Genomic DNA, 25,240 nt, shown 5'->3' with positions numbered 1-25,240 from the left:
TATCAAAAATAGAAACCTACTTTTTAGAAAGCAGGCTTCCTTTTTTCCAGTTATTCATCTTTCATATTTTCTTCAGCTTCCAATTCCATCAGCTTTTTGATCAGGATGTGCTGCGGCATATGCATGATTTGCTCTAACGGAACATTCAGCTTTTCGGACAGCATAACAGCTGTCTCCGCAGATATTTGTAAAGGTTTCAATTCGATCAGCCTCCCTCCGCTAAGTATAGCAGACCTGATTGTTCTTTAAAACAATCCTACCGCTTTTCCATCTTCCGTAACATCCATGTTCAGGGCAGCCGGTGACTTCGGAAGGCCTGGCATTGTCATGACATCCCCGGTGAGCGCAACAATAAAGCCGGCGCCTATGGATGCTTTTAATTCGCGAATGGTAATCACAAATTCCGTCGGCCGCCCGAGCTTCTTAGGATCATCCGACAGGGAATACTGTGTTTTAGCCATGCACACAGGAAGGGTGGACCAGCCTTGCTGTTCAAATTCTCTGAGCTGTGTCAACGCTTTTTGCGAGAATTGGACACCTGCCGCACCATATACCTTTTCGGCGATGGTAATTATTTTTTCTTCCAGGGGCTGATCAAGCGTATACAAAGGTTCAAAGGCATTCGTTTGGGATTCGATGATGTTCAGCACTGTGCGTGCCAAATCCTCGCCGCCTTCTCCGCCTTTTAGCCAGACGTTTGCAATCTCCACAGGAATGTTTCGCTCTCTGCACCAATTCAGGATATGCTGAACTTCCTCATCATGATCCGATACAAACCGGTTCAATGCCACGACAAACGGCAGACCGAACGCCTGAATGGTTTCAATGTGCTTTTCAAGGTTGGCCATCCCTTTTGCAAGGGCGGCTACATTCTCACCCGATAGTTGGGCCTTATCCACACCTCCATGCATTTTCAGTGCACGGGCAGTGGCCACAATAACAACTGCACTTGGCTTGAGTTCGCCGTATCGTGATTTAATATTTAAAAACTTCTCTGCACCCAAATCCGCTCCAAATCCTGCTTCGGTGACCACAAAGTCACCTAGCTTGCTGGCCAATTTGGTCGCAATGATGCTGTTGCAGCCGTGGGCAATATTCGCAAATGGCCCTCCATGTATAATGGCAGGTGTATTTTCCAGGGTTTGTACCAGATTGGGGCGGAGCGCATCCTTTAACAACAGGGTAAGAGCACCTTCCACCTTCAGATCACTAACGGTAATTGGCTGGTTATCATATGTATAAGCAACCACCATTCGGGAAAGCTTTTTCTTTAAATCTTTCAGATCCCGGGCGAGACAGAAAATGGCCATCACTTCTGAGGCAACAGTTATGTCAAAACCATCCTCACGCGGTACACCCTGTATCGGTCCGCCCAGGCCAATCACGATGTTACGCAAGGCGCGATCATTCATGTCAATTACCCGTTTCCAGACAATGCGGCGGGGATCGATATTCAACTCGTTTCCTCGGTGTATATGATTATCGATGAACGCAGCCAACGCATTGTTTGCTGTTGTAATCGCGTGAATATCCCCGGTAAAATGAAGATTGATATCTTCCATTGGTATGACTTGTGAATAGCCTCCCCCAGCCGCTCCTCCTTTTAGTCCCATGCTCGGTCCAAGCGAGGGTTCACGAAGTGCAATGATCGCTTTTTCACCAATCCGGTTCAATGCCTGGCCAAGACCGACGGTGACGGTCGATTTTCCTTCTCCGGCGGGTGTCGGATTGATGGAAGTCACCAAAACCACCTTGCCTTCCGGTGCGGTTTTTAGTTTATCAAATAAATCCAGGGATAACTTGGCTTTATAGCGCCCGTATGGTTCCCAATCCTCTTCGGTCAGGTTTAGCTGGGCAGCAATCTCATCAATGCGTTTCATGCTTGCTTCTTGTGCAATCTCGATGTCGGACTTGTGTGTAACTTCCTTTGTCATCTGTAGTGTACCCCCTGTAAAAATACGTGCTATTCTTATTCTACAAAAAAACAGACATAAAAGATAATGTTGCTTTTCCTGCCTTTATAGTGTATCCGCATTTTTATTTTTGCTGCAGACCCATGTATACTATAATGGAAGGGATTACAATTTACATAATTAAAGGAGGTTCATTTTTATGGCAAAGATCACTGTTAAAGGTTTCGGCGAATATGAAATTGAAAACGGCAAGAAACTCGTTCTTGGACTTGAAGACCAAGGAGTGGATATTCTTCACCGTTGCGGGGGCAATGCAAGGTGCACAACCTGCCGGGTGGAAGTGCTGCAGGGCAGCTTCGGTGAGATGGGCGAAGCAGAACGAAACATCATCGAAACGAAAGGCCTCGGTGAAAATATCCGCCTTTCCTGCCAGGTAAGAGTTAATGGGGATGCTGAAATTGCACCCGCCATGACTTCCTCCAAAGATGGACTTGACGCAGGACCACGTCCAGCAGAATAAACCACTGCCACTGCCTGGGGGACCCGCTTAATCCATGCGGATCTCCCCTTCTTTTTATTGTCTTCCTTCCCACTCCTCAAAAAAGACGCCCAAAAAGTGCTCCATTTCTTCATGGCGGCGAGCTGCCAGCTTTTTTCCATATTCAGTATTCATCCTGCTTTTGAGTTTTAGAAGTTTTTCGTAAAAATGGTTCACGGCAGTAGACGTCCCGTTCCGGTATTCCTCTTTTGTCATACTGCTTCTGACCATAATATCCGGGTCATAAATCAACTGTCCGATATGCCCCGAGTAAACAAATGTCCGTGCAATGCCAATGGCTCCGATGGCATCGAGCCTGTCAGCATCCTGAACCACCTTGCCTTCAAGCGACGACATCAAACCTGTGTTGCCGCCTTTATAGGACATGGTTGAAATGATATTGAGAACCTCTGTGCTTACATGCGCAGGGACATCGTTCTCTTTCAACCACCGTTCGACTTTTTGAAGGCCCTCTTCTTCTAAACCATTCAATTTCTCATCGGCAATGTCATGCAAGAGAGCAGCCAGGCTGCAAATGAAAAGATTTGCCCCTTCTTCCCTTGCGATGGAACAGGCCAGTTTGTTCACTCTGTAAATATGCCACCAATCATGCCCGCTCCCTTCGTAATCAAGCACCGCTTTTGCATAGTTTTCTGCCGCTTCCAGTATTTTGTTCAAATTTACTCCCTACTTTCTTCTTTCCTTATAAAAAATGGCTGCTGTAGACATACTAATTCAAAAACAGGTAGGTGAATGGGATGTCAGAACCGTACAATGAGTTAAAACAAGTGGATATGTCAATCCAGAGTGCACAGCGGATCATCGGACATGCAACAATGAGCATGGACCCGGGACAGCTGCATGCAGCCAAAGAAGCGCTTGATACCGCCAAACAGCAGTATGAGGAAGCACTTAAAACCCCCACTGGCATGGATGGGATGTTTTTGGAGCATGCCAAAGAGACTCTTCAGCAATGTGAACAGCAAATTAATGAGGCATTAAAGCCTTAAAGAAAGAAAAGCCGGAGAATTTCCGGCTTTTTATTATGAATATTAAACGGTAAGTTCCAGTTCAAGATTGTTTACATACGCATACGCTTTTTTCTTCGTCGTAATGTTATTTTCTTTAAAACCTTCCAGAAGAGCAATATAATAACTGCCATCAAACTCCCGTTGGACCTTCAATGTGATTTCGATCGATATACTGACCATATAATCACTCATCCCGGTGAAGTGTTTTCCGAATTCAATAAATGCTGTATCGCTTTCTTTCAATTTAATCCCTTTGGATGCAAGGTGCTGGAAATAGTCCTGGATTGAAAACTGCGACAAAATATCCCATCCCATTCTAAAAAAGATTCCTCTAAATTGTATCAATCCAAAATGGCTTTAATCAATAATTTCTTTTTTTCCATGAATGATATTGCCATTCAACGCCTGAGTGGCCAGGGTATCTGCTTCTTTATTGTCATTTCGGTTCAAGAGTTCATAGACAGGCTGAAGCCCGTGTTTTTTTATTTTTTCTTCAATCCGATCCATCCACCGCTGAAGGTTTTCTTCATAGCAAGGCCATTCCCCGCTCATTTGATGGATTACTCCCATCGAATCGCCTTTTATCGTTACAGACGTATGGTGAACACCCAAGGCGTCCAATTCATTGACGAGAAGCCAGAGAGCAGCATATTCCGATTCGCTGTTGGATGAAATCTCGTCGAACGCGGCATTCGTCCTCACGCGGTAATGCTTGTGGCTTTGTGTATAATAGATCGCTACCCCCTGGCCGGATTCCTGGATATCCTTTTGGAAGCCCCCGTCAAAGTAGGCAACAATATCCGTTGGCTCTGTCAAGATGACCGCCACCATTTTTTGAAGTTCTTTCCTGGACCAATAGATTCCGGATTCATCCATAAAACTCATATTGCCAAGCCGGCCTGTTTTCTCAATATCAGCCGCAAGCTGTACAGCACGCTCAACTGTAACAGAATCTGATACAAATCGGACCGTTTCTTTCGACTTTGCAGGTTTGTACTCCCATTCAAGCGTCAGTTTCAAAACCATGACCTCCAATCAAAATTAATCACCTACCTTATTGTATCCCATTTGGCTATAATAGAACTAACAGGAGGGATGATAGGTGATTGAAGTTTATATTGACGGAGCCAGTGCGGGAGACCCGGGGCCATCGGGAGCTGGGATCTTTATTAAACTGGGAAATGGTAAAGTTGAACAACACAGTATCCCACTCGGCAGCCTCTCCAATCATGAAGCGGAGTTCAAAGCCTTGCTTCTCGCTCTTGATATTTGTTTGGAAAAGAAGTATGATTCCGTGTCATTCCGAACAGATTCGCAGGCGGTTGACCGGGCAGTTGAAAAGCGTTTTGCCAAAGACAAACGATATGACGGCCTCCTTCAGGAAGCGCTGGCAAAGATGGAGGCATTGCAATTGTTTTTTATCAAATGGATCCCAAGCAAACAGAATAAGGTGGCTGACGATCTCGCCCGTAAGGCCGTCCAGATGAATAAAACTACATAAAAAAAGAGCAGGCCATTTTCAGCCCACTCTGACATTGATTTCAAGTCTGGATAATTCGTCCTTCAATAACGAACGATTGACTTTGATTCGGATATCATCAAAATTCAAATCCACAATATCAGGAACATCCCTGTAGATTTCGCAAAGGTCGCGGCTTAGGAACGCCATCTCACGACCAAGCTGAAGCTTCTTGAAATATCTTTTGTATTTCACATCCAGTTCATCCACGGATTCATAAATGCCTTCCACGCTTCCGTATTGCTGAACCAAAGGAAGCGCTGCTTTCTCGCCGACCCCTGCTACTCCGGGGATATTGTCACTCTTATCACCAAGCAATGCTTTCACATCGACCCATTGGGAAGGCTCAATTCCATAGTCATCGCGGAAATCATGCACTGTATATTTGATTTCACCCTTTTTGGCAGCAATAAGCTGGGAGGTTTGTTCGCACAAAAGCTGCAGCAAATCACGGTCATTGCTGTAGACGATGCATTCTCCCTGTTTTTCATCCCGCCATTTTTGGGTAAACGTACCGATAATATCATCTGCTTCATATCTCGGAATGGTAAACTGCGGAAGACCTAACGTAGTAAAGAGCGTAACCGCTGTTTCGTACTGCTGGATCAATGGTTCCGGAAGCTCGTTTCTAGTTCCCTTGTAGTCCTGGAACTTTTCTTTGCGCAATGTTTCATTTCGCTTTACATCCCACGCGATGGCCAAATGTGTAGGTTCATGAATTCTTACAAGCTGAAGAAGCTTTTGGATCTTTGCCCGAAGGCCATTGATGAATAAGCCCTGTGAATTGCGCGTAAGCTGATCCCATTCCTTACCGTATGCTGTCGCAAAATAACATCTGCTCAGCAGGTTAAACCCATCGATTAACAGCAATTTTTCTTGTGTTTCTTCCGACATTCTTTCCACCATCCCGCCAATAATAAAAAAACTTATTTTACCCAATAAGTAAAATAAGCTTGTTATGTATATCCGCTTTGCCGTAGCTCATCCTGTCTTAAAAACCCGTTCTCACAGGTGGGTATCCGCAGCGGTCTTTCCACCTTCCTCTGCGTAATGGAGAGGCACGGTGTATTCAACCCGTCATTTAAGATTCCCGTATTACTCATATCGGTTTAAGACAAAATAAGAGCCACTAACATCGCAGAATGTAATTATAACTCTAAAGTTGGAATTTGTAAATGATCTTACTTGGTTTTCTTGCCGTGGCGGTGATTGTCGCTTTGCTGCTCTTCGATAGCAGCAAATTCTGTGTCACTGCGCTGTTCCATTTTCTTTGCGTTATTATTACGCTGGGCATTGGCATTTCCTTTTTTCTGTTTTCCCAATGTGGTCAGCTCCTGTATATAGAATATACCTATGGTTCCCGGAAGTCAAAAAAAGAATCCCCCTTATAATTTTCCTCATAATGGCAATCCTATGTAATAAAAGGAGGCTGGATTACTCATGGCAAATGCTTATTTATGCCCAAACTGCAAAACCAACCGTACACGGTTTAACATTATTGATCAGGTCCCGCAATCGGTAAAACTGGATCCTGCAACTGGCTCCGTTGTCAACCAGTACAACAGCAATGAAGAGCTTGATCCTTTTCATATTCCTTACAACGGAGCCAGCAAACTCATTCAATGTGCTGCCTGCGGCGTAGTTGGTGAAGAAGAGACCTATATTAAACGGGCTCAAAATAATCCCCTTTAAAGATGAACATTTTGTTCATCTTTTTTCATTTCATAAAAGGAAAAACCTCTTTTTATCGCGAAATCATAATGAAATGAGACTAAAGGAGGATAAATGTTTGTCTGTTAGAAATCCAGATTCCCATCTTTTTAAAATTCCAAACTGCCAAATCGAGAAAAAAGAGTATCAGATTGTTTCTCAATATTATGAAGGTGAATCCTTCGTCTACAGAACCTTTATTGTTACCCAATCAGGAGCGCCGTATCTGTTGTACGAGCTTGCCATCACGTATGAAGCTGTGTACAAGCTGAGCCAATTTTTTCCCCTTTATACTCCTGCTTTCCTGCTGCCCCTTGGATTGAACTTTGTGTATGACATGCTCAAAGCCCCCTGCCCCCGCCATACTTCATCATTAATTACCAAAGAACACATCTCTTCTTTAGCCATCCATTGGCGTTCTCTCCCACCAATCACCGATCCTGCTTTGCCTGAATCTTCCTCTTCATTATAATTAATCGCCGTTACTTCTCCTTTTTAAGAAGCTCTTTTTGTTGTGGCTGATGGGCTACTTCGCACCAGTCCAAAATCGTTAAGGTGATCATGGCTGCCGCCTCAAAAATTTTATCCAGTTCAATGTATTCATCCGGATAATGAGCGACAGAAGTGACGCCAGGCCCAAAGACTATGCTCGGCGTGTGTCCTACCGCTGTCAGAAGGCCGCCGTCTGTTCCCCATGGTGAGGCTTCAATAACCGGCTCGGCTCCGGAGATATCCTTAAAGCGCTTCTTGAGAAGCTGCATTAACTCATGTTCCGTGTCAATGGAGCCCGGAAGCCATTGCGCTCCGAACCATTCCACCCGGGGTGGATGTTTGGTTAACCAATCGTCCTGAATACTTGTCATTCTGTCTTCAAGCTCTTTTCTTACTTGCTCTAGCGTTTCATCTGGAGCAACTCCAATTCTCCCTTCAATCATAATACAATCAGGAACTGAAGATGGCCAATCACCGCCTGATATTTTTCCAAGGTTGATTGGAACCGGAATCGGAATCTTCTCATACAGGGGATCGGTGATTCTTTCGTTTCTCGTTTTCTCAAGCCGCTGAATTTCCTGTATGACAACCATGGCTTTTTCAAGGGCGCTGACTCCTTCATACCGGGTTCCGCCGTGTGCAGAGCGGCCAAAAATATGAACTCTGAACCACATGGAACCTTGCTGGCTGGGGAAAATTTTCATGTTGGTCGGTTCTGGGATGATGGCGGCATCCGCTGTGTATCCCCTTAATATGGCGGCGAGTGTTCCTGCTCCCCCACTTTCCTCTTCCATTACACTATGAAAGATGACATCACCTTTTAAATCCAGCTTCAGATCCTTGATGCATTCCATTGCAAGCAACAGACAGAGATTGCCACCTTTCATATCTGTAGCTCCTCTGCCGTACAGCTTACCACCCTTAATGGTACCGCTGTACGGATCGTTGTCCCACTGGCTGATATCACCCGGAGGGACGACATCCACATGGCCATTGAGAACAACTGACCTGCCTCCTCCTGTTCCTTTAATCACTGCGGCTACGTTCGGGCTGTTCGAAAAATCTGTTCGAGTCGCACAAAAATAGGGATGCTGAAAAAACTCCTCTTCGTCCGGATGCCAAAGATCTACTTCACAGCCTATATCTTTTAGCTTTTCAGCAATCAGCAGCTGTACCTCTTTTTCATTTCCCTGTTCGCTGTTCTTACGCACCATTTGCTGAAGGAACGAGATCGCCTCCGGTTTTTTCTTCATCATCCACTTCTGAATTTCCTCTAACATATAACCCCTCCTGCGTATTAGGCTTTATTGAAAGGTCACAACCTCATTACGGATTTCAAGCGGAGCGCCTGTTGATTCAACCACTTCTTCGACCAAATGCGGATGCATGACTTCTCTCAGAACAAGCTTTTCATCCACGATATCAATCACCGCTTTTTCGGTAATGATCATATGAGCTCCTCTTTTTACAGTAAGCGGCAATTTGCAATTCTTTACGATTTTGGGATTTCCCTCTTTATCGGAATGGTTCATCAGCACAATGACTTTTTTTGATTTTTGGGCAAGATCAATGGCACCTCCCATACCTGGCACTCTTTTTCCAGGAACGATCCAGTTGGCAATATCCCCCTGTTCACTTACTTCCAGGGCTCCCAGCACCGTTATATCGAGCAGACCCCGGCGGATAATTCCAAATGCCGTGGCACTGTCGAAATAAGAAGCCCCGGAAATCAGCGTTACCGGATAACCACCTGCATTGGAAAGGTTGCCGTCTTCTTTTCCCGGTGGGGGAGATCCTCCCATGCCGAGAATGCCATTCTCCGTATGCAGCATCACTCCATAGTTTCGTGGAATATAGTCCGCGACAAGAGTCGGAATACCGATCCCCAAATTCACAATCATCCCCCGTCCAATTTCAAGGGCGGCTCTCCTCGCTATTTGGTGTCTTGTTTCAATTCCCAGACCCATTTCCAGTCCACCCCTTTGCTTTGAACGATATAATCCACAAAGACCCCCGGCGTTACCACACATTCCGGATCCAGCTGTCCGGCAGGAACGATTTCTTCCACCTCGGCTATAGTTACATTCCCGGCCATAGCCACCAGCGGATTCGTATTTCTTGCGCTCTTATCGTATATGAGATTACCATACGTATCCGCCTGTTTTGCATATATGATAGAAACATCCGCTGTAAGAGCCGGTTCAACCATGAACGTTTTTTCTTGCACATCCACTGTCTGCTTTCCCTTTTCCACGATGGTTCCAAATCCCACATCCACAAGAATCCCACCAAGACCCATTCCACCGGCTCTGATTTTTTCAGCGAGCGTTCCTTGAGGAATGAATTCGACTTTGAGTTCACCGTTTTGCATCTGTTTACCTGCTTCCGGGTTGGAACCGATATGGGAGGCGATCAAACGGGAAACCTGCTTCTCGGTAATCAGCTTTCCCGGTCCGATCCAGGGGAATCCTGTATCATTGCTGATCATGTAAATGTCCTTAATCTGTTTATCAATCAGCACATTAATCAAGCCTGGCGGAGCGCCAACCCCGCCAAATCCGCCGACCATCAGGGTCATGCCGTTAAAGAAATGGGTTGCTGCTTCATCTATAGATATCTGCTTGGTTTTTGATGAACCTTCTGTTGATTGGTACACCATTCTTTATCATCCCTCCTTAACTTGTGGCTTTATGGGCGAGTATGCCAGCTGAAATGAGGCCATTCATCAGTTCCTCCATACTTTCATCCAGTATTCTTAGCATTTCATAGATTTGGAATGAGGTAATGGTTAAAGGAGGGGAAATCAATACCGAATCACCCTCAAATCCAGTAACTCCGCCAAATGCAGGATAGATGACAAGCCCGTTTTTAAAACAGAGAGAAATAAACATTTCCCCCACGCGGTGCGTGACTGAAAAAGGAACCCGGGTGGCCGCATCGCTAACCATCTCCAGGCCGCATAGCAGCCCTTTACCTCTGACTTCACCGATGATTGGATATTTTTTCTGAAGGTCTTTAAGGCCTGCGATCAGTTTTTTTCCCTGTTCCTCTGCGTTCCGTACGAGTTCGTGCTTCTCCATGTAATCGATCACTTCCCCGCAGACCGATGCTGACAGCGGATTCGCACTGAAGGTATGCCCGCTCATGACGATTTTAGAGCCTTTTCGGATCACATCAATGATCCGGTCGGATACCATTGTAGCGGCCATTGGTGTATATCCCGCACTCATTCCCTTGCCAAGTGTCATGATATCAGGTTCTATCCCCCAATGCTCTACAGCAAACATTTTGCCCGTTCTTCCCATGCCGGTCATCACCTCATCGGCAATCGTCAGGATATTGTGCCGGTCACAAATCTCTTTGATTTTTTCGTAATAGCCCGGAGGCGGGGTTACCGCTCCTCCTGCTGCACCTACAATCGGCTCAAAAATAAAAGCCGCAATGTTTTCGGACCCGATGTCTCCGATGGCCCGCTCCAGCTCATGACCGCATGCCAGCCCACATCCCGGATAGGTCTTGTTCAGCGGGCAATGATAACAATAGGGAGCTGGTACAGCAGGAAAATCTTCAAGCAGGGCAGTAAACCGTTCTCTTCTCAAAGCATGCCCTGACATTGAAAGCGCACCCAGGGTTATTCCATGGTAGCTGGTCCATCGGGAAATGATTTTGGTCTTTGTGCGGATCCCCTGCTCTTGAAAATATTGAATGGCTACCTTTAATGCAGTTTCGGTTGCTTCAGACCCGCTGTTTACAAAAAATGTCCAGTTCAAATCTCCGGGAGCCAAAGCTGCAAGTTTATTTGCCAGACGTTCAGCCGGAGCACTTGTGAAATGGGAGCGATACACAAAAGCGATCTGATTTGCTTGTTTCTCCATAACCCCGGCAATTTCCTCCACACCATGACCAATGTTCGCTGTTACCGCTCCAGAAGAACCATCGATATACCGTTTTCCATCCGTATCGTACAAATAAATACCCTTACCATGGCTGATCATCGGATAATTTGCATCCAAAACCGGTTTGATGATGCCTGATTTCTCCACGGGGGGCACCCCTCTCTCTTATGTTGGCAAGCAACGGATCAGATCCGTTGCTTTTAAAGGCTCAATTATAAAATTTAAAGTAGTTCTTCTTTAAAAAACGTTCTGTGGCCATGAGCTCTTTGAATGACACCACTTTGCCCAGCTTTTTTGTATCAATCAAAAGCAATTGATCCTCGATCTCTTCGACCACATGATCTTCATGGTATTCCATGCCGCAGGATGAACAGCTCACCGCAGGAATCTCATCAATCTGAAGCGCACGGGTTCCATCATGGAGCTCCCAGTAACCAGTTTTTTTCGTTTCCACAGCCGCATCTTCATTACACCACATGCATTCCTTCACCAGCTGCACCTCCTTTTAGGCTTCTTTTACCGGATCATCGTCAGGTTTTGTTGCTTCTTTTTGCTGCTCATGCTTATATTTTTTTTCTTTCATTTCATCCCTTTTTCCGCGCTTATCCTTGAGGGTGGCATGCTCAGGATTGGTCTCATACGTTTTTCTGCGGTCGAACCGGTTTAATCCTTCCGGAACAATATTAAACTTTTCATCTTTGATCAGAGCGGTGATGCCAATCGCTGCAGGTTGCTCTGTGATATTCATCGTTTCATTAAAATAATCATCCGCTTTTCCCGGCTCATAGTTTTGTGGCTCAGGGTAGGAAGTGATCACGCCCTCAAAGTTTCTCAGGATCACTTTGTCAGGACTTTGTGAAATAAGGTAATTTGGCTGCAGCGAAATTTTGCCGCCGCCTCCAGGCGCATCTACAACAAAAGTTGGCACCGCATAACCTGACGTATGTCCGCGGAGTGCTTCGATAATTTCCAGACCTTTAGAGACCGGCGCCCGGAAATGGCCAATTCCCTCGGACAAATCGCATTGATAAATGTAATAAGGACGAACCCTTATTTTTACGAGGTCATGCATCAATTTTTTCATAATATGTGTGCTGTCATTGATCCCGGCAAGAATAACGGACTGGTTGCCGACCGGAACTCCGGCATTTGCCAACATTTCACATGCCCGTTTGGATTCCTCGGTAATTTCAATCGATGTATTAAAATGAGTGTTCAGCCAGACTGGATGGTATTTCTTCAAAATCGAGCAAAGGTTCTCTGTAATGCGCTGCGGAAATACGACTGGCGCCCGGGTGCCGATCCTGATAATTTCCATATGCGGAATGGCTCTCAGCCTCTTTAAAATATATTCGAGAATGTTGTCGTTGATTAATAAACCATCGCCACCCGAAATCAGGCAATCCCGCACCTGGGGAGTTGCGGCAATGTAATCAATGGCGGCGTCCAGCTGCTTTTTTGGAACCCCCATGCCAATCTGGCCGGAGAACCTTCGTCTTGTACAGTACCGGCAATACATCGAGCACTGATTGGTTACTAGAAACAGGACCCGGTCAGGATAACGGTGAGTCAATCCCGGTACAGGTGAATCCTCGTCTTCATGAAGGGGATCTTCCAAATCATATTTTGTTTTCAGAATTTCCTTGCCGACAGGAACCGACTGCATTCGTATCGGGCAGCGGGGATCATCCTGGTCCATCAGCCAGGCATAATACGGTGTGATATTCAGCGGGATGGTCATGGTTGATATACGGACGCCTTCCTCTTCCTCAGGCGTTAAATTGACAACCTTTTTTAAATCTTCCAGCGTTCTGACAGTATGAGTTAACTGCCATAACCAGTCGTTCCATTGTTCCTCTGTGACATCCTTCCATAACTCGATCTCTTTCCAATGTCGTTTTGGCTGGTACAATCCATTTACGATCGGCATGATGTTACCTCCTTGTATACTGAGCTCATATTCTACAGTTGCAAGTTTCGTGCCAAATCAAACCCCCGCATCATTGAGCGGTTTTTTCTGCGACTGTGCGGTTTATTACCAATGTATGCGTTCGCTGACCTTGATGGGAAAAAGAAAAAACCGCCGAAAATTCGGCGGTTCGTCATGTTTTCATTCGTAATTTATATTGAAGGGTTTGTCGCGGGATTTTCAGGAGCTGTGCTGCTTGTTGGATGTTTCCGTCTGTTTTGGAAAGCGCAGTGGAAATCAGTTCCTCTTCCCTTCTTGCCAGTGCTTCACGCAAAGGCACGATAGATGTTTCTGTCTGAGACTTGCCCGTTACCAATAGATGACGGGGGAGGTCGGAATTCCGGATGGGGTGATGATCTTCTGCCATGTTCATTGCGTATTCAATGACATGCTTGAGCTCCCGGACATTTCCCGGCCAACGATACCGGAATAGAAGCTGAACCACTTCATCTGTAATGCCTTTGACTTGTTTATGAAAGGTGTGGTTGTAATGAGAAATGAAATGGCGGGCAAGGAGTTCAATATCCAATTGCCGTTCGCGAAGAGGTGGAACCTCAAAGAAAATGACATTCAGACGATAGTAAAGGTCTTCCCTTAGCTTATTATTTTTAACACAATCCACCGGATGTTCATTTAATGCTGCCATAATCCTCACATTGACAGCCTTCCCTTTTGTTTCCCCCACCCTGCGCACCACTCCGTCCTGAAGCACCCGCAGCAGCTTGGCCTGGATATCAAGAGGCATAGAATTGATTTCATCAAGGAACAAGGTGCCCCCGTCGGCAAGTTCAAAAAGCCCCGGCCGTTCGACGGCTCCCGTAAAACTTCCTTTTAAGGTGCCGAACAAAATACTCTCGAGCAGCTGTGACGGAATGGCTGCGCAGTTTTGCGCGATGAACGGTTTGTTTTTTCGTGGAGACTGATTGTGAATCCCCTGTATTAAAACTTCCTTTCCGGTTCCCGTTTCCCCAAACATCAACACGGGGGACGAAGTCTGTGAGACTTTTATCAGAAGGTGTTTCAATTGTTCAATGGCCGGGTCCGCCGAAATAAAATCAGCCAGCTGGTAGGAAGCGAAGTGCCCGTGGGTCACTGGTTTTGGACGCGCTTTATGAAATTGAGCCTGCATATCAAGAAGTTTTTCGGACAGCTGTTTGATTTTGGTCAAATCTTTTGAGATTTCAATCGCCCCGATCAGTTTGCCATTGACTAACAGTGGAAGAGTGGTATTGACCGTATCCACTCTCTTTCCGTTAAAGTTCGTATAGGTTTGCTGCTGATTGATGATCGGCTTTCCGGTTTTGATTACTTTTAATAATGTGCTCGTATCCTGATTGAGGGAAGGAAAAGCATCGAGAACATGATAGTCGATGACGTCACTCACCTTTAACCCATCCAGTGATGCGGCTACTTCATTATAAAAAATGGTCATCCCCTTAGCATCAACCGCATGAATACCTTCGTCAATCGTTTTTAAAATGGCCTTCAGTATTTCGATAGTTTCCACTTTTTCTGTCATCACGGGCACCTCCGTTGGGATCAAAGACATGCTGCTGAAAATTCATCACAACTGCCGAAAATCCGGCACTACAAGGAGGATAAATCTTTTACCCACAAGTTCATGTCTTCGTATTTATCAAAAATAAGGCAGTTTTTGATCAATCTCCCTTGATAAAGATAACCTCTTTGAGAGAAAACAGCGTTCATTCCAAAAGATAAGGAACGGGCAATCGAATAGGCACAATAGATGTGGCGGGATTTTAACTCTTGTTCCAGCTGGTCGATGAGTATCTTCATCAGACCAAATTTACGATGTTCCGGCAGGGTGGCACAATCAGTAAGTTCAGCATTGTGATAGGTCTGATCGATGTCGGCAGAAGCAGCGCTTACTACTTCCCCCTGATGTTCGATCACATAGTATACTGTTCCATTTCCCATTGTTTTTTCGATATAGTCCGAATCGTTCATCGGCGTGGGATAGACTTCAAAAACCTTGCTGTATAATCCAGCCAACCGGGTACAATCTTCAGGAACAGCCAGGCGTACTGAATACGATTCCGGCAAAACGGTTTCTTGTTTCGCGGGCGGATTGGAATGAATCTGGTCCATGATTCGGTCCTCTTCCACCCAAAAGTCGCTTCGTTTGCGTTCATTGCTATAATATTTACACATGGCTACGCAATTGCTGCCATTAAAATAGCGGCTGAACCATGCCTCAGGTAGAAAACCTAATGAAAGCAGTTCAGGAAGATGTTCCGCTCTTGCTTTAATAATCACTTTTGAAAAGTTTTGCTGCTGGATCAGGTCGTGAATGACCTTGACCATCGATTGAATGTTTCCTCTGTAATCGTCAACACGAAGCCGTTCGTTAAAATAATCAAGACAAATGGAAGCTGTAATGTCATGCTGCTTAATCGCTGTATTTTTGTAGTATGTGTCTGTTTGCATACTCTTGCACCCCCTGATTTACTCTTCTTCCCTATTCCATATGTAATGAAGGGATTCCTTCAAGATTCTTTTCCCAGAAAAAAAGCCGCAATTCACCGTTGAAAAACGAGTGATGCGGCAAGCCTTTGTCTGAGGTGGTTGATTTCCATTCCAGGATGCTCGCTTTTTCGCGGGCGGGCGCTGAGCCTTACCGGCACGAGCGCCTACTTTACCGGCGTAAACGCCTACTTTACCGGCGTAAACGACTCCTTCCTCGTCGCAAGCTCATGCGTAACGGCGCTTGAGCCTCCTTTACCGGTGCAAGCACCTCCCTTACCGGTGCAAGCACCTCCCTTACCGGTGCAAGCACCGACCTGGTCTCATCTGTCCCGCTTTTCCCTCAGGACAAGGAAAGGCTTCCGTCAGCGTTGCATCGCACGAAGAAAATGTGGTGTTCATTTTCGAGGAGTCTCGCTCCTTCCACTCCCGTCAACTTGATATCGACATATTTTTCAAAAAATATTAAATCATTATAATACGGTACGTGAAATTTTATTTTTTCGTTTCAACCGGATTATCGTCATAGGAAATCCAGTCGCTCCAGCTTCCTGGATACAGTACCACTTGTTCAATGCCTGCCTCACTCATGCCAAGGATGTTGGCACAAGCTGTGACTCCTGAACCGCAATACACAACAATTTCTTTTTTGCCGGCAAGATCTTTATGCAGTTCTGCCAATTCCTCTGTCGGGTGCCATTCTTTTGTGCTGTTGATGTTCTTTAACCACGGTTTGTTTATGGCCCCAGGAATGTGTCCCGCTTTTTTGTCGATCGTTTCTTGTTCCCCACTGTACCTGGCCGCATCCCGTGAATCGATAATAAGCGTATCTTCTTTTTGCATCGCCTGCTTTACATCTTCCATTCCCACTGCCCGCCAATCACTTTCGCGGATAATGAAGTCGGTTGGTTCAGGGACGGTACGTTCATCTGTAACAGGATACCCGGCTTCTTCCCAGGCGGAGTAGCCTCCCTGGAGAACAAACACTTTTTCGTGTCCCAGAAATTTCAGCATCCACCATAACCTTGCGGCCATTGATCCATTCTGGTCGTCATAGGCTACCACTGTTTTTTCCTCATTGATGCCAAGTCTGCCAAATGTGGCCGCTGCCTCTTTTTTGGAGGGCAATGGATGGCGGCCGCCGTGCTCTGTTACCTCTCTTGATAAATCCTTGTCCAGATCAACATGCACGGCACCTGGAATATGGGATTTTAAATACCTGTTTCTTCCTTCTTCCGGGTCTGCCAAATTAAATCTGCAGTCATAAATCAGAACATTCGAGCGTGATAAATGAGTGCTCAGCCATTCTTGTGTTACAATGTGTTTCATGAGGCGACTCCTTTCGAAAATAATTACGTTATTTTTTGAAACATAGGGGAAACTGAAGTCATAAGCAATACTAGTAAAGTGAGGATTGATAACATGGATAATCATATTCCAGAAGCCTGTATCGTACTCTTTGGAGCTACAGGTGACCTGGCTCACCGTAAACTGTACCCTGCGCTCTTCCAATTGTACCAAAAGGAAAAGCTCAACGAAAAGTTTGCAGTAATCGGAGTGGGAAGAAAAGATTTTTCACATGAGAAATTCCGGGAGGACGTTATTGCTTCCGTTGCCAAAACTGGGGATTTCCCAACTGAAAAAGTGGATACATTTGCATCACATTTTTATTTTATTCCAATGGATGTTACAAATGAAAAAAGCTATCATCAACTGAAAGACCTTGCCGATGAGCTTGACAGCACCTATTCCCTTAACGGAAACCGCATGTACTATCTTGCCATGGCCCCACAATTTTTCGGGACTATTCCTACCTTCCTGAAATCGGAAGGATTGACAGAGACCGCTGGTTGGCAGCGTCTGGTTATTGAAAAACCATTCGGCCATGACCTTGCTTCTGCCACCGAACTTAACGAGCAGCTTCAAAAAAGTTTTCCGGAAGAAAGCATTTATCGGATCGACCACTATCTTGGAAAAGAAATGGTGCAAAACATCCAGGTGATCCGTTTCGGAAATGCGATTTTTGAATCCATCTGGAACAATAAGTACATTTCTTCTGTACAGATTACTTCCAGTGAAACCCTTGGTGTGGAAGACCGCGCTTCGTATTATGAAAATTCCGGAGCGATTCTGGACATGCTGCAAAACCATATGCTGCAAATGGCCATGATGGTGGCCATGGAGCCTCCTGGCGGATTGGATCCAAAACTGATCCGGGATGAAAAAGTAAAGGTTCTTCGTGCGCTTCGTTTTTATAATGAAGATGAAGTAGCAAAAAATATCATTCGCGGCCAATACAAAGAAGGTTCAATGAACGGCAAGACCGTTCCTGCTTACGTTGATGAAGAAAACGTAGATCCAGCGTCAAAAACCGATACATTTGTAGCGGCAAGAATTTTCATCGACAACTTCCGCTGGGCTGGCGTCCCGTTTTATCTTCGTACAGGAAAACGCATGGCAACCAAAGCTACTGAGATCGTTGTTCAATTTAAAAATGGCCCTATGGCCCTTTATCATGAACATAATGACCACTACCAGCCGAACCTGCTTAGAATCCACATCCAGCCGGATGAGGGGTTGAGCCTTTCATTGAATGCGAAGCCGCAAGGTGATTTCCCTGCCCTGCTTCCAATCAACATGAACTATTGCAATAACTGCCAAAATGAGTTGAACACCCCAGAGGCTTATGAAAAGCTGATGCACGATTGCCTGCAGGGCAATTCAACGTACTTCACCCGCTGGGATGAAGTTGCCCTTTCCTGGGAATTCATTGACGGCATTACAAACGCCTGGAAAAACAAGGACATTCCACTTTTCAAATATTCGTCCGGTACCATGGGACCGCTTGAAGCTGAAGAGCTTCTTAATGAAGACGGTTATACATGGTGGCCACCGACCAACGTTCGGAACGAAATTAATGAATAAAAAAAACTCACGGCTTTTCAATGAACTGACCTAGCTAATTGGGACAGAAAAAAACACCTAGGCTGCCATGCTCCTGAATTCTACTGGAGTATGGCAGTTTAATTTTGTAAATGGTCGATTGTAATTATAATAATACATGTAATCTTGTACTTTTTCTTGTACAATGGAACATGTAAGACGCGGTCTTAGCGGGCTGCTGAATTCTTCCGACTTTAGCGAGGAATGGAAGGATTCGATGACGGCATTATCCAAGCAATTGCCTTTCCGGGACATGCTTGTGATGATGCCTTTTTCTTTTGCCTTTTCCTGAAAAGCATAGGAAGTATATTGAGCTCCCTGGTCACTATGCAAGATCACCTCGTAGGTTTCTCGTCCTCTGCAGGCGTCTTCCAGGGTTTGAGTGACGAGCGAGGTATCTTGTTTATCACTGATTCGATAGGCCAGGATTTCGTTGTTGTACAAGTCCATGATGGTCGATAAATATAACATCTTTTCTCCATAAGGCAAATACGTGATATCCGTGACCCATTTCTGATTGGGCTTCTCTGCTGAAAAGTTTCGCTCCAGAAGATTGGCGACGATACATTTGCTTTCTCCTGCCGTAAAGGAGGTTCTCTTTGGTTTTACCCGGCATTGAATGTTGTATTTCTGCATGATCTTCTGCACCGTATTTCGATGAGCTTTCATCTGATGGTCTTTGTAGAGAAGGTCTCGCACCATTCGGTGCCCAATCCGGTATTTAAATGCTTTACACAGGGCCAGAATCTGTTGTTCCAATGGAGTGAGATCCCACGACTTGTTTTTCCACCGATAGTACGTGGACCTTGGAACCTTTAATCCTTCGCAAATCATGGCAATGGTGTACTTCTCTTTAAATAGATCCACTAATTCGACGAATACTTCTGGAACCACTTCCTTTCGATCTCCTGATACTTTCCCACTAATTCTTCTCTCATCTCATAAATGGCTAATTTTCGTTTAAGTTGTTCAAGCTCACTTATCTCTTCCGGTCCTTTCCCAAAGGTATATTGTTTTCCAATCGGTTGGGCTAACCGTTGTTCCTCCCCATCTCGAAACCACTTCATCCACGTTTTAATTTGCGTACGATTCTTAATCCCAAATTGATTCATCAGTTCCTGGTTGGAATACTCTCCTGTTAATTTTAGACGAATCACTTCTCTTTTTAGCTCTTCAGAATAGATCTTCTTTTTTCTCACCATGAGAAAAACACCTCCACTTTGTCGATATTTGTATATACGACCATGGGGGTGTTTTTTCCTTTGTCTCATTTAATTAGGTCACTCTATCAAAGCCGTGAGTTTTTTAATGCAATGCAGGATTGAGGGATTTGGCAGGTTCTTCTGTTTGTTCCTTTTCATCACTTTGTTTCTTTTCCTTTTCCCCTTTTTCCCCTTTTTCCGGCTTGATCGCAAAGAATGCGAGCAGTGCGGCCAGCAGGCTGATGCCCGAAGAAACATAAAATACATAGGAATGATCCGATTTCATGATCAGAGCGTAAATCGGCGGTCCCAAGGCCACACCAACAAACCGCATCGAACTGTAAAGTGAAGTAATCGTCCCTCTCTCTTCTTTTTCGATGCCTTCTGTAATCAACGCATCGAGGCATGGCAAAGCTGCTCCGATTCCAATTCCGCTCACAAATAAAATGCCAAGCAGAAAATAAAGCCCTTCTGTGAACGTCACACTAAGTATAGAAACAGACAAAAGAAAAATACCGCAAAAGGTAAGCCATTTCATCAACGTTTTATTTTGTCCGATTTTTTTTCCGGCAAAAAACGAAGAAATGGAAAGCGCCAATAAAGGGATGGCAAGGACAAACCCTTTTTTTACACCATTGATGCCATAGGTTTCCTCAAGCGTTGTGGACAAATAAAATAAAACACCAAAAAGGACAAACATAATAATGCCGCCGATGCCAAAAATCGCGATGAGCCATCTGGCATTACTTTTGAAGGTTTTCTTAAACGACTTCAGGAACTCTTTGAATGCAGCAGGTGCTTCTTCTTCTTTTTTTGGTGTTTTTACAAGAAACGAAACAAGACCGATGGAGATCAGGCAAAAAATCGGAATAAACCAAAAGGGCAAATGCCAGACGATAATGGCCAAGGCGGCTCCGATGATCGGGCTCAGCACTTTTCCGAACGTATTGCTTGTTTCAATTAAACCAAGGCCTGAGCTCACGTCCTTCTCATCCTTAAACATATCCCCTACAAGGGGAAGAACAACAGGTGCTGCACCAGCAGACCCAATCCCCTGCAGCAGTCTTCCCAAAAGTATAATGTAGTACGGATTATCCATTTTCCATGAGGCCCATCCGGTGACCAGACCGCCGAGTCCGGCAATGATCAAGCTTGGAATGATTACCTTTTTTCTTCCAATCCGGTCAGAGAGATAGCCTGCAATGGGAATGAGTAGAATGGCCACTATGGAATAAACCGTGATGATCATAGATACTTGAAATGCTGAAATATGAAGTTGTTTTTCAATTGATGGCAAGACAGGAATAAGCATCGAGTTGCCCAATGTCATCACAAGCGGTATGGATGCCAGTGAAATCAGAGCAAGCTTGTTGTTTGAATCTTTATGATTTGATTCCATGTTCTCCTCCAAATCGCAAACAGGCGTTGATCTTTCTTAGTATGCTTTTATGTGCTTTTACCATACAAGAAAATCAAACCCATTGACTGGAAACAAAGATTAAAGCTAAACTTAGGTACAAACGAACATGGATACAGAGAGGAAGAAATACGTTGGAACATTTACTTAACCCTTCGGTGAAACACATCCAGATTTCCGGGATCCGAAAATTTTATAACCAGGTGAGCAACTATCCCGAAGCGATTTCATTTACCCTTGGCCTGCCCGACTTTCCCACCCCTGACCACATCAAGGAAGCTGCAAAGCGGGCGATCGATGAAAATAAAACCGTCTACTCGCACAATGCCGGCTATTTGGAATTGCGGCAGGCTGCGGCAAGCTTTGTGTCTGAAAAGTACGGGCTCCAATACAATCCGCAAAATGAAGTGATTATTACAAACGGTGCGAGTGAGGCGATTGATATCTCTCTTCGCTCCATTCTGGAGGAAGACTGTGAAGTTCTGCTTCCCGGCCCGGTCTATCCCGGCTATGCTCCGGTTATTGAAATGTGCAAGGCAGTGCCTGTATACATAGATACAACAAAAACCGGGTTCAAGCTGACAGCAGAATTGATACGTGAGCATTTGACTCCAAAAACAAGGTGCGTTATTTTACCTTATCCGTCCAATCCGACAGGCTGCGTATTAAACCGGGCGGAGCTTGAAGAAATCGCCGCTGTGCTGCGTGAATCGGATCTGTTTGTTTTATCCGATGAGATATACAGTGAACTTACTTACACCGCTCCGCACGTTTCCATCGCTTCGATCGAAGGGATGAGAGAAAGGACGATCGTGATTAATGGTCTCTCCAAATCCCATTCCATGACAGGCTGGAGAATCGGTATGCTGTTTGCTCCTGAAGAAATTGCGCAGCATATGTTAAAGGTCCATCAGTACAATGTGACATGCGCGTCAACCATTTCACAGATGGCTGCTCTCGAGGCATTGACCAATGGAATTGATGATGCGATTCCCATGAAGAAAGAATACAGCCATCGCCTTTCCTACGTGATGAAAAGGCTCGCTGATATGGGGCTCGATGCGGAAACTCCTGGCGGCGCTTTTTACGTCTTCCCAGATATCAAACCATTTGGGCTCATGTCACTGGAATTTGCCACCCAACTGCTTGAATCCCAGCAAGTGGCCGTTGTCCCAGGTTCCGCTTTTTCCGAATATGGCGAAGGATACATTCGCCTCTCGTATGCAGCATCAATGGAACAGCTGAGTACGGGCCTCGACCGGCTGGAAACGTTTATTGCCTCTCTAGCCAACTAAAACTGCTTATAAAGAAACCAGGTATCCCGATTTAATCGGATGCCTGGTTTTTTTTGCGGTCAACATATTCTTTCACCATGTCTTCCGTAATCATTTTCCGTTGGGGCACAATGCCCTTTTGTGCCAGCTGGTTCATTTGCCGGCTAACGTCATTAATTTCTTTTACGCTAAAAGGTTCCTGCTTGCTGCAGCGCTCAACAGCTTCCTCGATCAACTGTTCTCTTATCTGTTCAAGACGAAGAAATTGAGCCACAACCTCATGCTGTTTGCTTGAATGCTTGCTGATTTCCATATGTACGCTCATCATGATGCCCACCTTTCTCTATTGATTAGAGTATACCATGTGACGGTCAGCTTGTATTATTATTCAAAAAATTTGCAATAATTTATCATTTTACAAAATATTGAAAAGAGAATAAACTAGATTTTGCCAGTAAATTTCAAGAATATTACATATTGAGGGAGGAAGTAAACAATGAAAAAAGCAGCAACTTTAGGAATGGTGCTCCTGTTAGCCTTAAATGTGGGCTGCAGCCAGGAAAAAGAAGCAAAAGGCAAAGAGCATACAAAAACAGAAGCTTCATCATCCAAAAATGCAGAAAAATCTGCACTTCTCGATTTTGAAGTCAATCTTGGAGCTAAATTGCGTGACTATCATGCCCCATTTAATGCCTACACTGCCGCACTGGATCCGGAAAAGAAAACACCAAAGAGTGAAATTCGGAAGCTGAAAGAAGCTGCAAAAACAGCAGGACAAAAAGCAGCAAAAGAGATTCCAGACCTTGATGTGCCATCTTCCCTGCCTAAAGAAGACCAGCAAACGTTTAAAATGGCCTTCAAAGATCTAGGAGCCTCCTATCAAACAAGAGCAGATGGCCTTGGAGATGAAAAGAAAACCGCACAGTCAGACGAAGAATTCCAGAAATTTCAGGATCAAGTGAATAAAATTCACAAGAAACTCGGTCTGATTGATGCCAACTTTGCAAATGAACTTCAATAAAACCAAAAGAGGCTGTCCAATAAGTCCCTAAAATGAAAGCAGGACGGAAAAACGATAAGTTTTTCCGTCCTGCTTTTTTTGGTTGTTCTTTTTTCCTGAAAGTAGTCAGGCGAATGCCTGCTACTTTCAGGAGGTTGTGGGCCAATGCCACGATTCCAAACTCTACATGTACCTTGTCCAGTCCCCGCAACGACCACCTGCGGAACGACCGATTGCCCTTGATGTGGCCAAAGACGCTTTCCACTTCGACTTTACGTCGGGCATAAATCGCGGCTTTTTCCTCACATTCAAGGGCTGCTTTTGCTTTGGCCTTCATTTCTTCATAGATCGTGTTCCAATGCACCTGGCGGTTCCCTTTCGCTTTGGTGCACTTGGTTTTAAACGGGCAATCCGTACAATCTTCGCATTCATAAATCTTGAAACTTTGTTCCAGACCGGATCGGTTCTTTTTCTTCAGATATTTCTTAAACGGTACCCTTCTGCCATTGGGACAGATAAACCAATCATCGAGTTCCTCATATACCCAGTTCTTTGCGTTTTTGATCTCGTTTTTATAGCTTCGGGTTTGTTCCTTCAAATAGCTTCCATAGGGAATCAGAAAATCAAATCGCGGTTCTGTTTCTTCTCCGACCGCAAACAAATAGTTCTCTTCGCTGCCATAACCGGCATCCGCAATCACGGTTTTCGGCATCGGTAAAGAAGACGCGGCCAGTTTCTCTAAATGAGGAATGAAACACCGCGTATCTGTCGGGCGTTGATGAAGGGAATAAAACAAAACAAATTGGTTCTCGGTCGCCATCTGTACATTGTAGCCGGGTTTCAACTGGCCGTTCTTCATGTGGTCTTCTTTCATGCGCATAAAGGTGGCGTCGGTATCGGTTTTGGAGTAACTGTTCCGGTCTCCAAACCGTTCGTTCTGTTCCTTATATTTGGCTAAACGAGGCAAGAAATCGTGACGAATAAGCTTCAAGGGTTTTTTGTAGATACTGCGCTTCTTACGCATCTCTTTGCGTTTTTCGGTATTCGTTTCCTTCTCGATCGCATCCGTCAGGGACGTGACTTCTTCATCGAGAATCGTTGCGGCTTCTTCTAATGGAAGGGAGAGCTCATCGCTGGTTTCATCTCCTTCTGGCAACGCTTCTAATTCAGTGAGGCGGTTGATGTGGTGCAGCGTTTCTTGAATTTTCTCTTTCAACTTCGCTTCATGTTTCACGGTGGATTTTTTCCACACGAAAGAATACTTATTGGCATCGGCTTCGATCTTTGTACCATCCAAAAAGTAGTGATCCATCGTAATATACTCGTCCTGGATGAGTTGCCTGATCATGGTTTCAAACAGTTCATCCATCAAGGCTTTCATCCGTTGGCCGCGAAAGTCGTTCAACGTTCGGAAATCGGGCTTCTGCATGGCTGCGAGCCACATGGCCGGAAGATTTTCCTGAAGCAGCTTTTCAATTCCGCGACACGAATAGACCTTCTGTGAATACCCATAGAGGAGGACTTTCACCATCATTTTTGGGTGATATGAGCTCCGTCCACCGCCGGAGTAATAAGAAAATAGCCGGTCATCAGGAATGCCCTCCACCATCTCATCAATTACACGTGCCACATGGTGGGCTGGAATCCATTCCTGCAGATCAAAGATCATTTGAACTTGTTGGTTATCGTACGGTTTGAAGGTGGGAGCTAATTTTCGTTTAGTAGAAGAACTTTCTTGGATTCCCCCTAGAGGAAGGCTCGTTTGCGTGGTATAATTTTCAGTAGTAATCGTAAGATTGCGCATAAAAAATCGTCCTTTCTTTTCGTGAAGATGTTGGTGTGGTAACTTTCA

Annotated in this window: 27 protein-coding genes and 1 other RNA gene; 7 read left to right on the top strand and 21 right to left on the bottom strand. The window is 45.0% G+C overall.

Annotated features, from left to right (window positions below; translation table 11 throughout):
- Window positions 1–50: 50 nt before the first annotated feature.
- Complete coding sequence (locus tag QNH15_RS12390) at window positions 51–200, bottom strand: YycC family protein (protein ID WP_283895015.1); 150 nt, start codon at window positions 198–200, stop codon at window positions 51–53.
- A gap of 45 nt (window positions 201–245) precedes the next feature.
- Window positions 246–1,934 (bottom strand): formate--tetrahydrofolate ligase, encoded by a 1,689-nt coding sequence (locus QNH15_RS12385; RefSeq protein ID WP_283895013.1) that lies wholly within the window; start codon window positions 1,932–1,934, stop codon window positions 246–248.
- Window positions 1,935–2,112: 178 nt separating this feature from the next.
- Between QNH15_RS12385 and QNH15_RS12380 the strand changes: the two genes are divergently transcribed.
- Window positions 2,113–2,433 (top strand): 2Fe-2S iron-sulfur cluster-binding protein, encoded by a 321-nt coding sequence (locus tag QNH15_RS12380; protein WP_061969870.1) that lies wholly within the window; start codon window positions 2,113–2,115, stop codon window positions 2,431–2,433.
- 54 nt (window positions 2,434–2,487) lie between these two features.
- On the opposite strand, the gene QNH15_RS12375 is transcribed toward QNH15_RS12380, so the two are convergent.
- Entirely contained in the window at window positions 2,488–3,129 is a 642-nt protein-coding gene (locus tag QNH15_RS12375) for an HD domain-containing protein (protein ID WP_283895009.1), read from the bottom strand.
- Window positions 3,130–3,209: 80 nt separating this feature from the next.
- Between QNH15_RS12375 and QNH15_RS12370 the strand changes: the two genes are divergently transcribed.
- On the top strand, window positions 3,210–3,461 hold the full coding sequence (locus tag QNH15_RS12370) for a DUF2564 family protein (protein WP_061969865.1): 252 nt from the start codon (window positions 3,210–3,212) through the stop codon (window positions 3,459–3,461).
- Between the two features lie 42 nt (window positions 3,462–3,503).
- Here QNH15_RS12370 and QNH15_RS12365 read toward each other — a convergent pair whose 3' ends face one another.
- Window positions 3,504–3,782 (bottom strand): DUF6123 family protein, encoded by a 279-nt coding sequence (locus QNH15_RS12365; RefSeq protein ID WP_240482222.1) that lies wholly within the window; start codon window positions 3,780–3,782, stop codon window positions 3,504–3,506.
- A 57-nt stretch (window positions 3,783–3,839) separates the two neighbouring features.
- On the bottom strand, window positions 3,840–4,502 hold the full coding sequence (locus QNH15_RS12360) for a reverse transcriptase-like protein (protein ID WP_283895006.1): 663 nt from the start codon (window positions 4,500–4,502) through the stop codon (window positions 3,840–3,842).
- Window positions 4,503–4,584: 82 nt separating this feature from the next.
- Between QNH15_RS12360 and QNH15_RS12355 the strand changes: the two genes are divergently transcribed.
- On the top strand, window positions 4,585–4,983 hold the full coding sequence (locus tag QNH15_RS12355; protein ID WP_061969858.1) for a reverse transcriptase-like protein: 399 nt from the start codon (window positions 4,585–4,587) through the stop codon (window positions 4,981–4,983).
- Between the two features lie 18 nt (window positions 4,984–5,001).
- Here QNH15_RS12355 and QNH15_RS12350 read toward each other — a convergent pair whose 3' ends face one another.
- The 3 genes from QNH15_RS12350 to QNH15_RS12340 form a co-directional block, all read right to left on the bottom strand.
- Window positions 5,002–5,895 carry a 5'-3' exonuclease gene (locus tag QNH15_RS12350; protein ID WP_283895003.1) on the bottom strand — a complete coding sequence of 298 codons (894 nt, stop codon included), beginning with the start codon at window positions 5,893–5,895 and terminating at the stop codon, window positions 5,002–5,004.
- 65 nt (window positions 5,896–5,960) lie between these two features.
- A non-coding RNA gene (ssrS, locus tag QNH15_RS12345) (6S RNA) lies at window positions 5,961–6,148 on the bottom strand.
- Between the two features lie 34 nt (window positions 6,149–6,182).
- The gene (locus tag QNH15_RS12340; protein ID WP_164988858.1) at window positions 6,183–6,323 is read right to left on the bottom strand and encodes a hypothetical protein; all 141 of its coding nucleotides are present in this window, start codon (window positions 6,321–6,323) and stop codon (window positions 6,183–6,185) included.
- A 118-nt stretch (window positions 6,324–6,441) separates the two neighbouring features.
- Between QNH15_RS12340 and QNH15_RS12335 the strand changes: the two genes are divergently transcribed.
- Window positions 6,442–6,693, top strand: a complete 252-nt coding sequence (locus tag QNH15_RS12335) for a DNA alkylation repair protein (RefSeq protein ID WP_283895000.1) — start codon at window positions 6,442–6,444, stop codon at window positions 6,691–6,693.
- 97 nt (window positions 6,694–6,790) lie between these two features.
- Window positions 6,791–7,183 (top strand): hypothetical protein, encoded by a 393-nt coding sequence (locus QNH15_RS12330; protein WP_283894999.1) that lies wholly within the window; start codon window positions 6,791–6,793, stop codon window positions 7,181–7,183.
- 10 nt (window positions 7,184–7,193) lie between these two features.
- Here QNH15_RS12330 and QNH15_RS12325 read toward each other — a convergent pair whose 3' ends face one another.
- The 9 genes from QNH15_RS12325 to QNH15_RS12285 all read right to left on the bottom strand — a co-directional run bounded on the left by QNH15_RS12325 (window position 7,194) and on the right by QNH15_RS12285 (window position 16,881).
- On the bottom strand, window positions 7,194–8,483 hold the full coding sequence (locus QNH15_RS12325; RefSeq protein ID WP_283894997.1) for a peptidase: 1,290 nt from the start codon (window positions 8,481–8,483) through the stop codon (window positions 7,194–7,196).
- Window positions 8,484–8,507: 24 nt separating this feature from the next.
- Window positions 8,508–9,170 carry a 3-oxoacid CoA-transferase subunit B gene (locus tag QNH15_RS12320; protein WP_283894995.1) on the bottom strand — a complete coding sequence of 221 codons (663 nt, stop codon included), beginning with the start codon at window positions 9,168–9,170 and terminating at the stop codon, window positions 8,508–8,510.
- A complete protein-coding gene (locus tag QNH15_RS12315) occupies window positions 9,137–9,862 on the bottom strand; it encodes a CoA transferase subunit A (RefSeq protein WP_283894993.1) in 726 nt (241 codons plus the stop codon). The genes QNH15_RS12320 and QNH15_RS12315 overlap by 34 nt, the downstream gene beginning before the upstream one ends.
- Window positions 9,863–9,878: 16 nt before the next feature.
- A complete protein-coding gene (locus QNH15_RS12310) occupies window positions 9,879–11,246 on the bottom strand; it encodes an aspartate aminotransferase family protein (protein WP_283894991.1) in 1,368 nt (455 codons plus the stop codon).
- A 61-nt stretch (window positions 11,247–11,307) separates the two neighbouring features.
- A complete protein-coding gene (locus QNH15_RS12305; RefSeq protein ID WP_283895549.1) occupies window positions 11,308–11,577 on the bottom strand; it encodes a YokU family protein in 270 nt (89 codons plus the stop codon).
- A 27-nt stretch (window positions 11,578–11,604) separates the two neighbouring features.
- Window positions 11,605–13,029 (bottom strand): lysine 2,3-aminomutase, encoded by a 1,425-nt coding sequence (kamA, locus tag QNH15_RS12300; RefSeq protein WP_430667145.1) that lies wholly within the window; start codon window positions 13,027–13,029, stop codon window positions 11,605–11,607.
- Between the two features lie 172 nt (window positions 13,030–13,201).
- On the bottom strand, window positions 13,202–14,587 hold the full coding sequence (locus QNH15_RS12295; protein WP_283894989.1) for a sigma-54 interaction domain-containing protein: 1,386 nt from the start codon (window positions 14,585–14,587) through the stop codon (window positions 13,202–13,204).
- A gap of 68 nt (window positions 14,588–14,655) precedes the next feature.
- Window positions 14,656–15,516, bottom strand: coding sequence for a putative beta-lysine N-acetyltransferase (gene ablB / locus QNH15_RS12290; RefSeq protein ID WP_283894987.1), 861 nt, complete (start codon window positions 15,514–15,516; stop codon window positions 14,656–14,658).
- 531 nt (window positions 15,517–16,047) lie between these two features.
- Window positions 16,048–16,881 (bottom strand): sulfurtransferase, encoded by an 834-nt coding sequence (locus tag QNH15_RS12285; RefSeq protein ID WP_283894985.1) that lies wholly within the window; start codon window positions 16,879–16,881, stop codon window positions 16,048–16,050.
- A gap of 93 nt (window positions 16,882–16,974) precedes the next feature.
- Between QNH15_RS12285 and zwf the strand changes: the two genes are divergently transcribed.
- On the top strand, window positions 16,975–18,477 hold the full coding sequence (gene zwf, locus QNH15_RS12280; protein ID WP_283894984.1) for a glucose-6-phosphate dehydrogenase: 1,503 nt from the start codon (window positions 16,975–16,977) through the stop codon (window positions 18,475–18,477).
- A 57-nt stretch (window positions 18,478–18,534) separates the two neighbouring features.
- Here zwf and QNH15_RS12275 read toward each other — a convergent pair.
- Window positions 18,535–19,694, bottom strand: a protein-coding gene (locus QNH15_RS12275; protein ID WP_283895545.1) for an IS3 family transposase whose coding sequence is annotated in 2 segments (ribosomal slippage) — window positions 18,535–19,415 and window positions 19,415–19,694 — 1,161 coding nt in all. Because the reading frame shifts where the segments join, the coding sequence is not laid out codon by codon here.
- Between the two features lie 106 nt (window positions 19,695–19,800).
- The gene (bcbE, locus tag QNH15_RS12270) at window positions 19,801–21,096 is read right to left on the bottom strand and encodes a bacillibactin exporter BcbE (protein ID WP_283894983.1); all 1,296 of its coding nucleotides are present in this window, start codon (window positions 21,094–21,096) and stop codon (window positions 19,801–19,803) included.
- 152 nt (window positions 21,097–21,248) lie between these two features.
- Between bcbE and QNH15_RS12265 the strand changes: the two genes are divergently transcribed.
- Window positions 21,249–22,409 carry an aminotransferase A gene (locus QNH15_RS12265; protein ID WP_283894981.1) on the top strand — a complete coding sequence of 387 codons (1,161 nt, stop codon included), beginning with the start codon at window positions 21,249–21,251 and terminating at the stop codon, window positions 22,407–22,409.
- 31 nt (window positions 22,410–22,440) lie between these two features.
- Here the strand turns inward: QNH15_RS12265 and QNH15_RS12260 are convergent, their stop codons facing one another.
- Both QNH15_RS12260 and QNH15_RS12255 read right to left on the bottom strand, forming a co-directional pair.
- Entirely contained in the window at window positions 22,441–22,716 is a 276-nt protein-coding gene (locus QNH15_RS12260; RefSeq protein WP_283894979.1) for a DUF2533 family protein, read from the bottom strand.
- Between the two features lie 529 nt (window positions 22,717–23,245).
- Window positions 23,246–25,192 (bottom strand): IS1182 family transposase, encoded by a 1,947-nt coding sequence (locus QNH15_RS12255; protein ID WP_283894977.1) that lies wholly within the window; start codon window positions 25,190–25,192, stop codon window positions 23,246–23,248.
- Between the last annotated feature and the right edge of the window lie 48 nt (window positions 25,193–25,240).

It is taken from the genome of Fictibacillus enclensis (assembly GCF_030123385.1).
GTDB classification, from domain to species: domain Bacteria; phylum Bacillota; class Bacilli; order Bacillales; family Fictibacillaceae; genus Fictibacillus_C; species Fictibacillus_C enclensis.
Note: the sequence above shows the minus strand (reverse complement) of the source record. Positions and strands in the feature narration are given on the sequence as shown.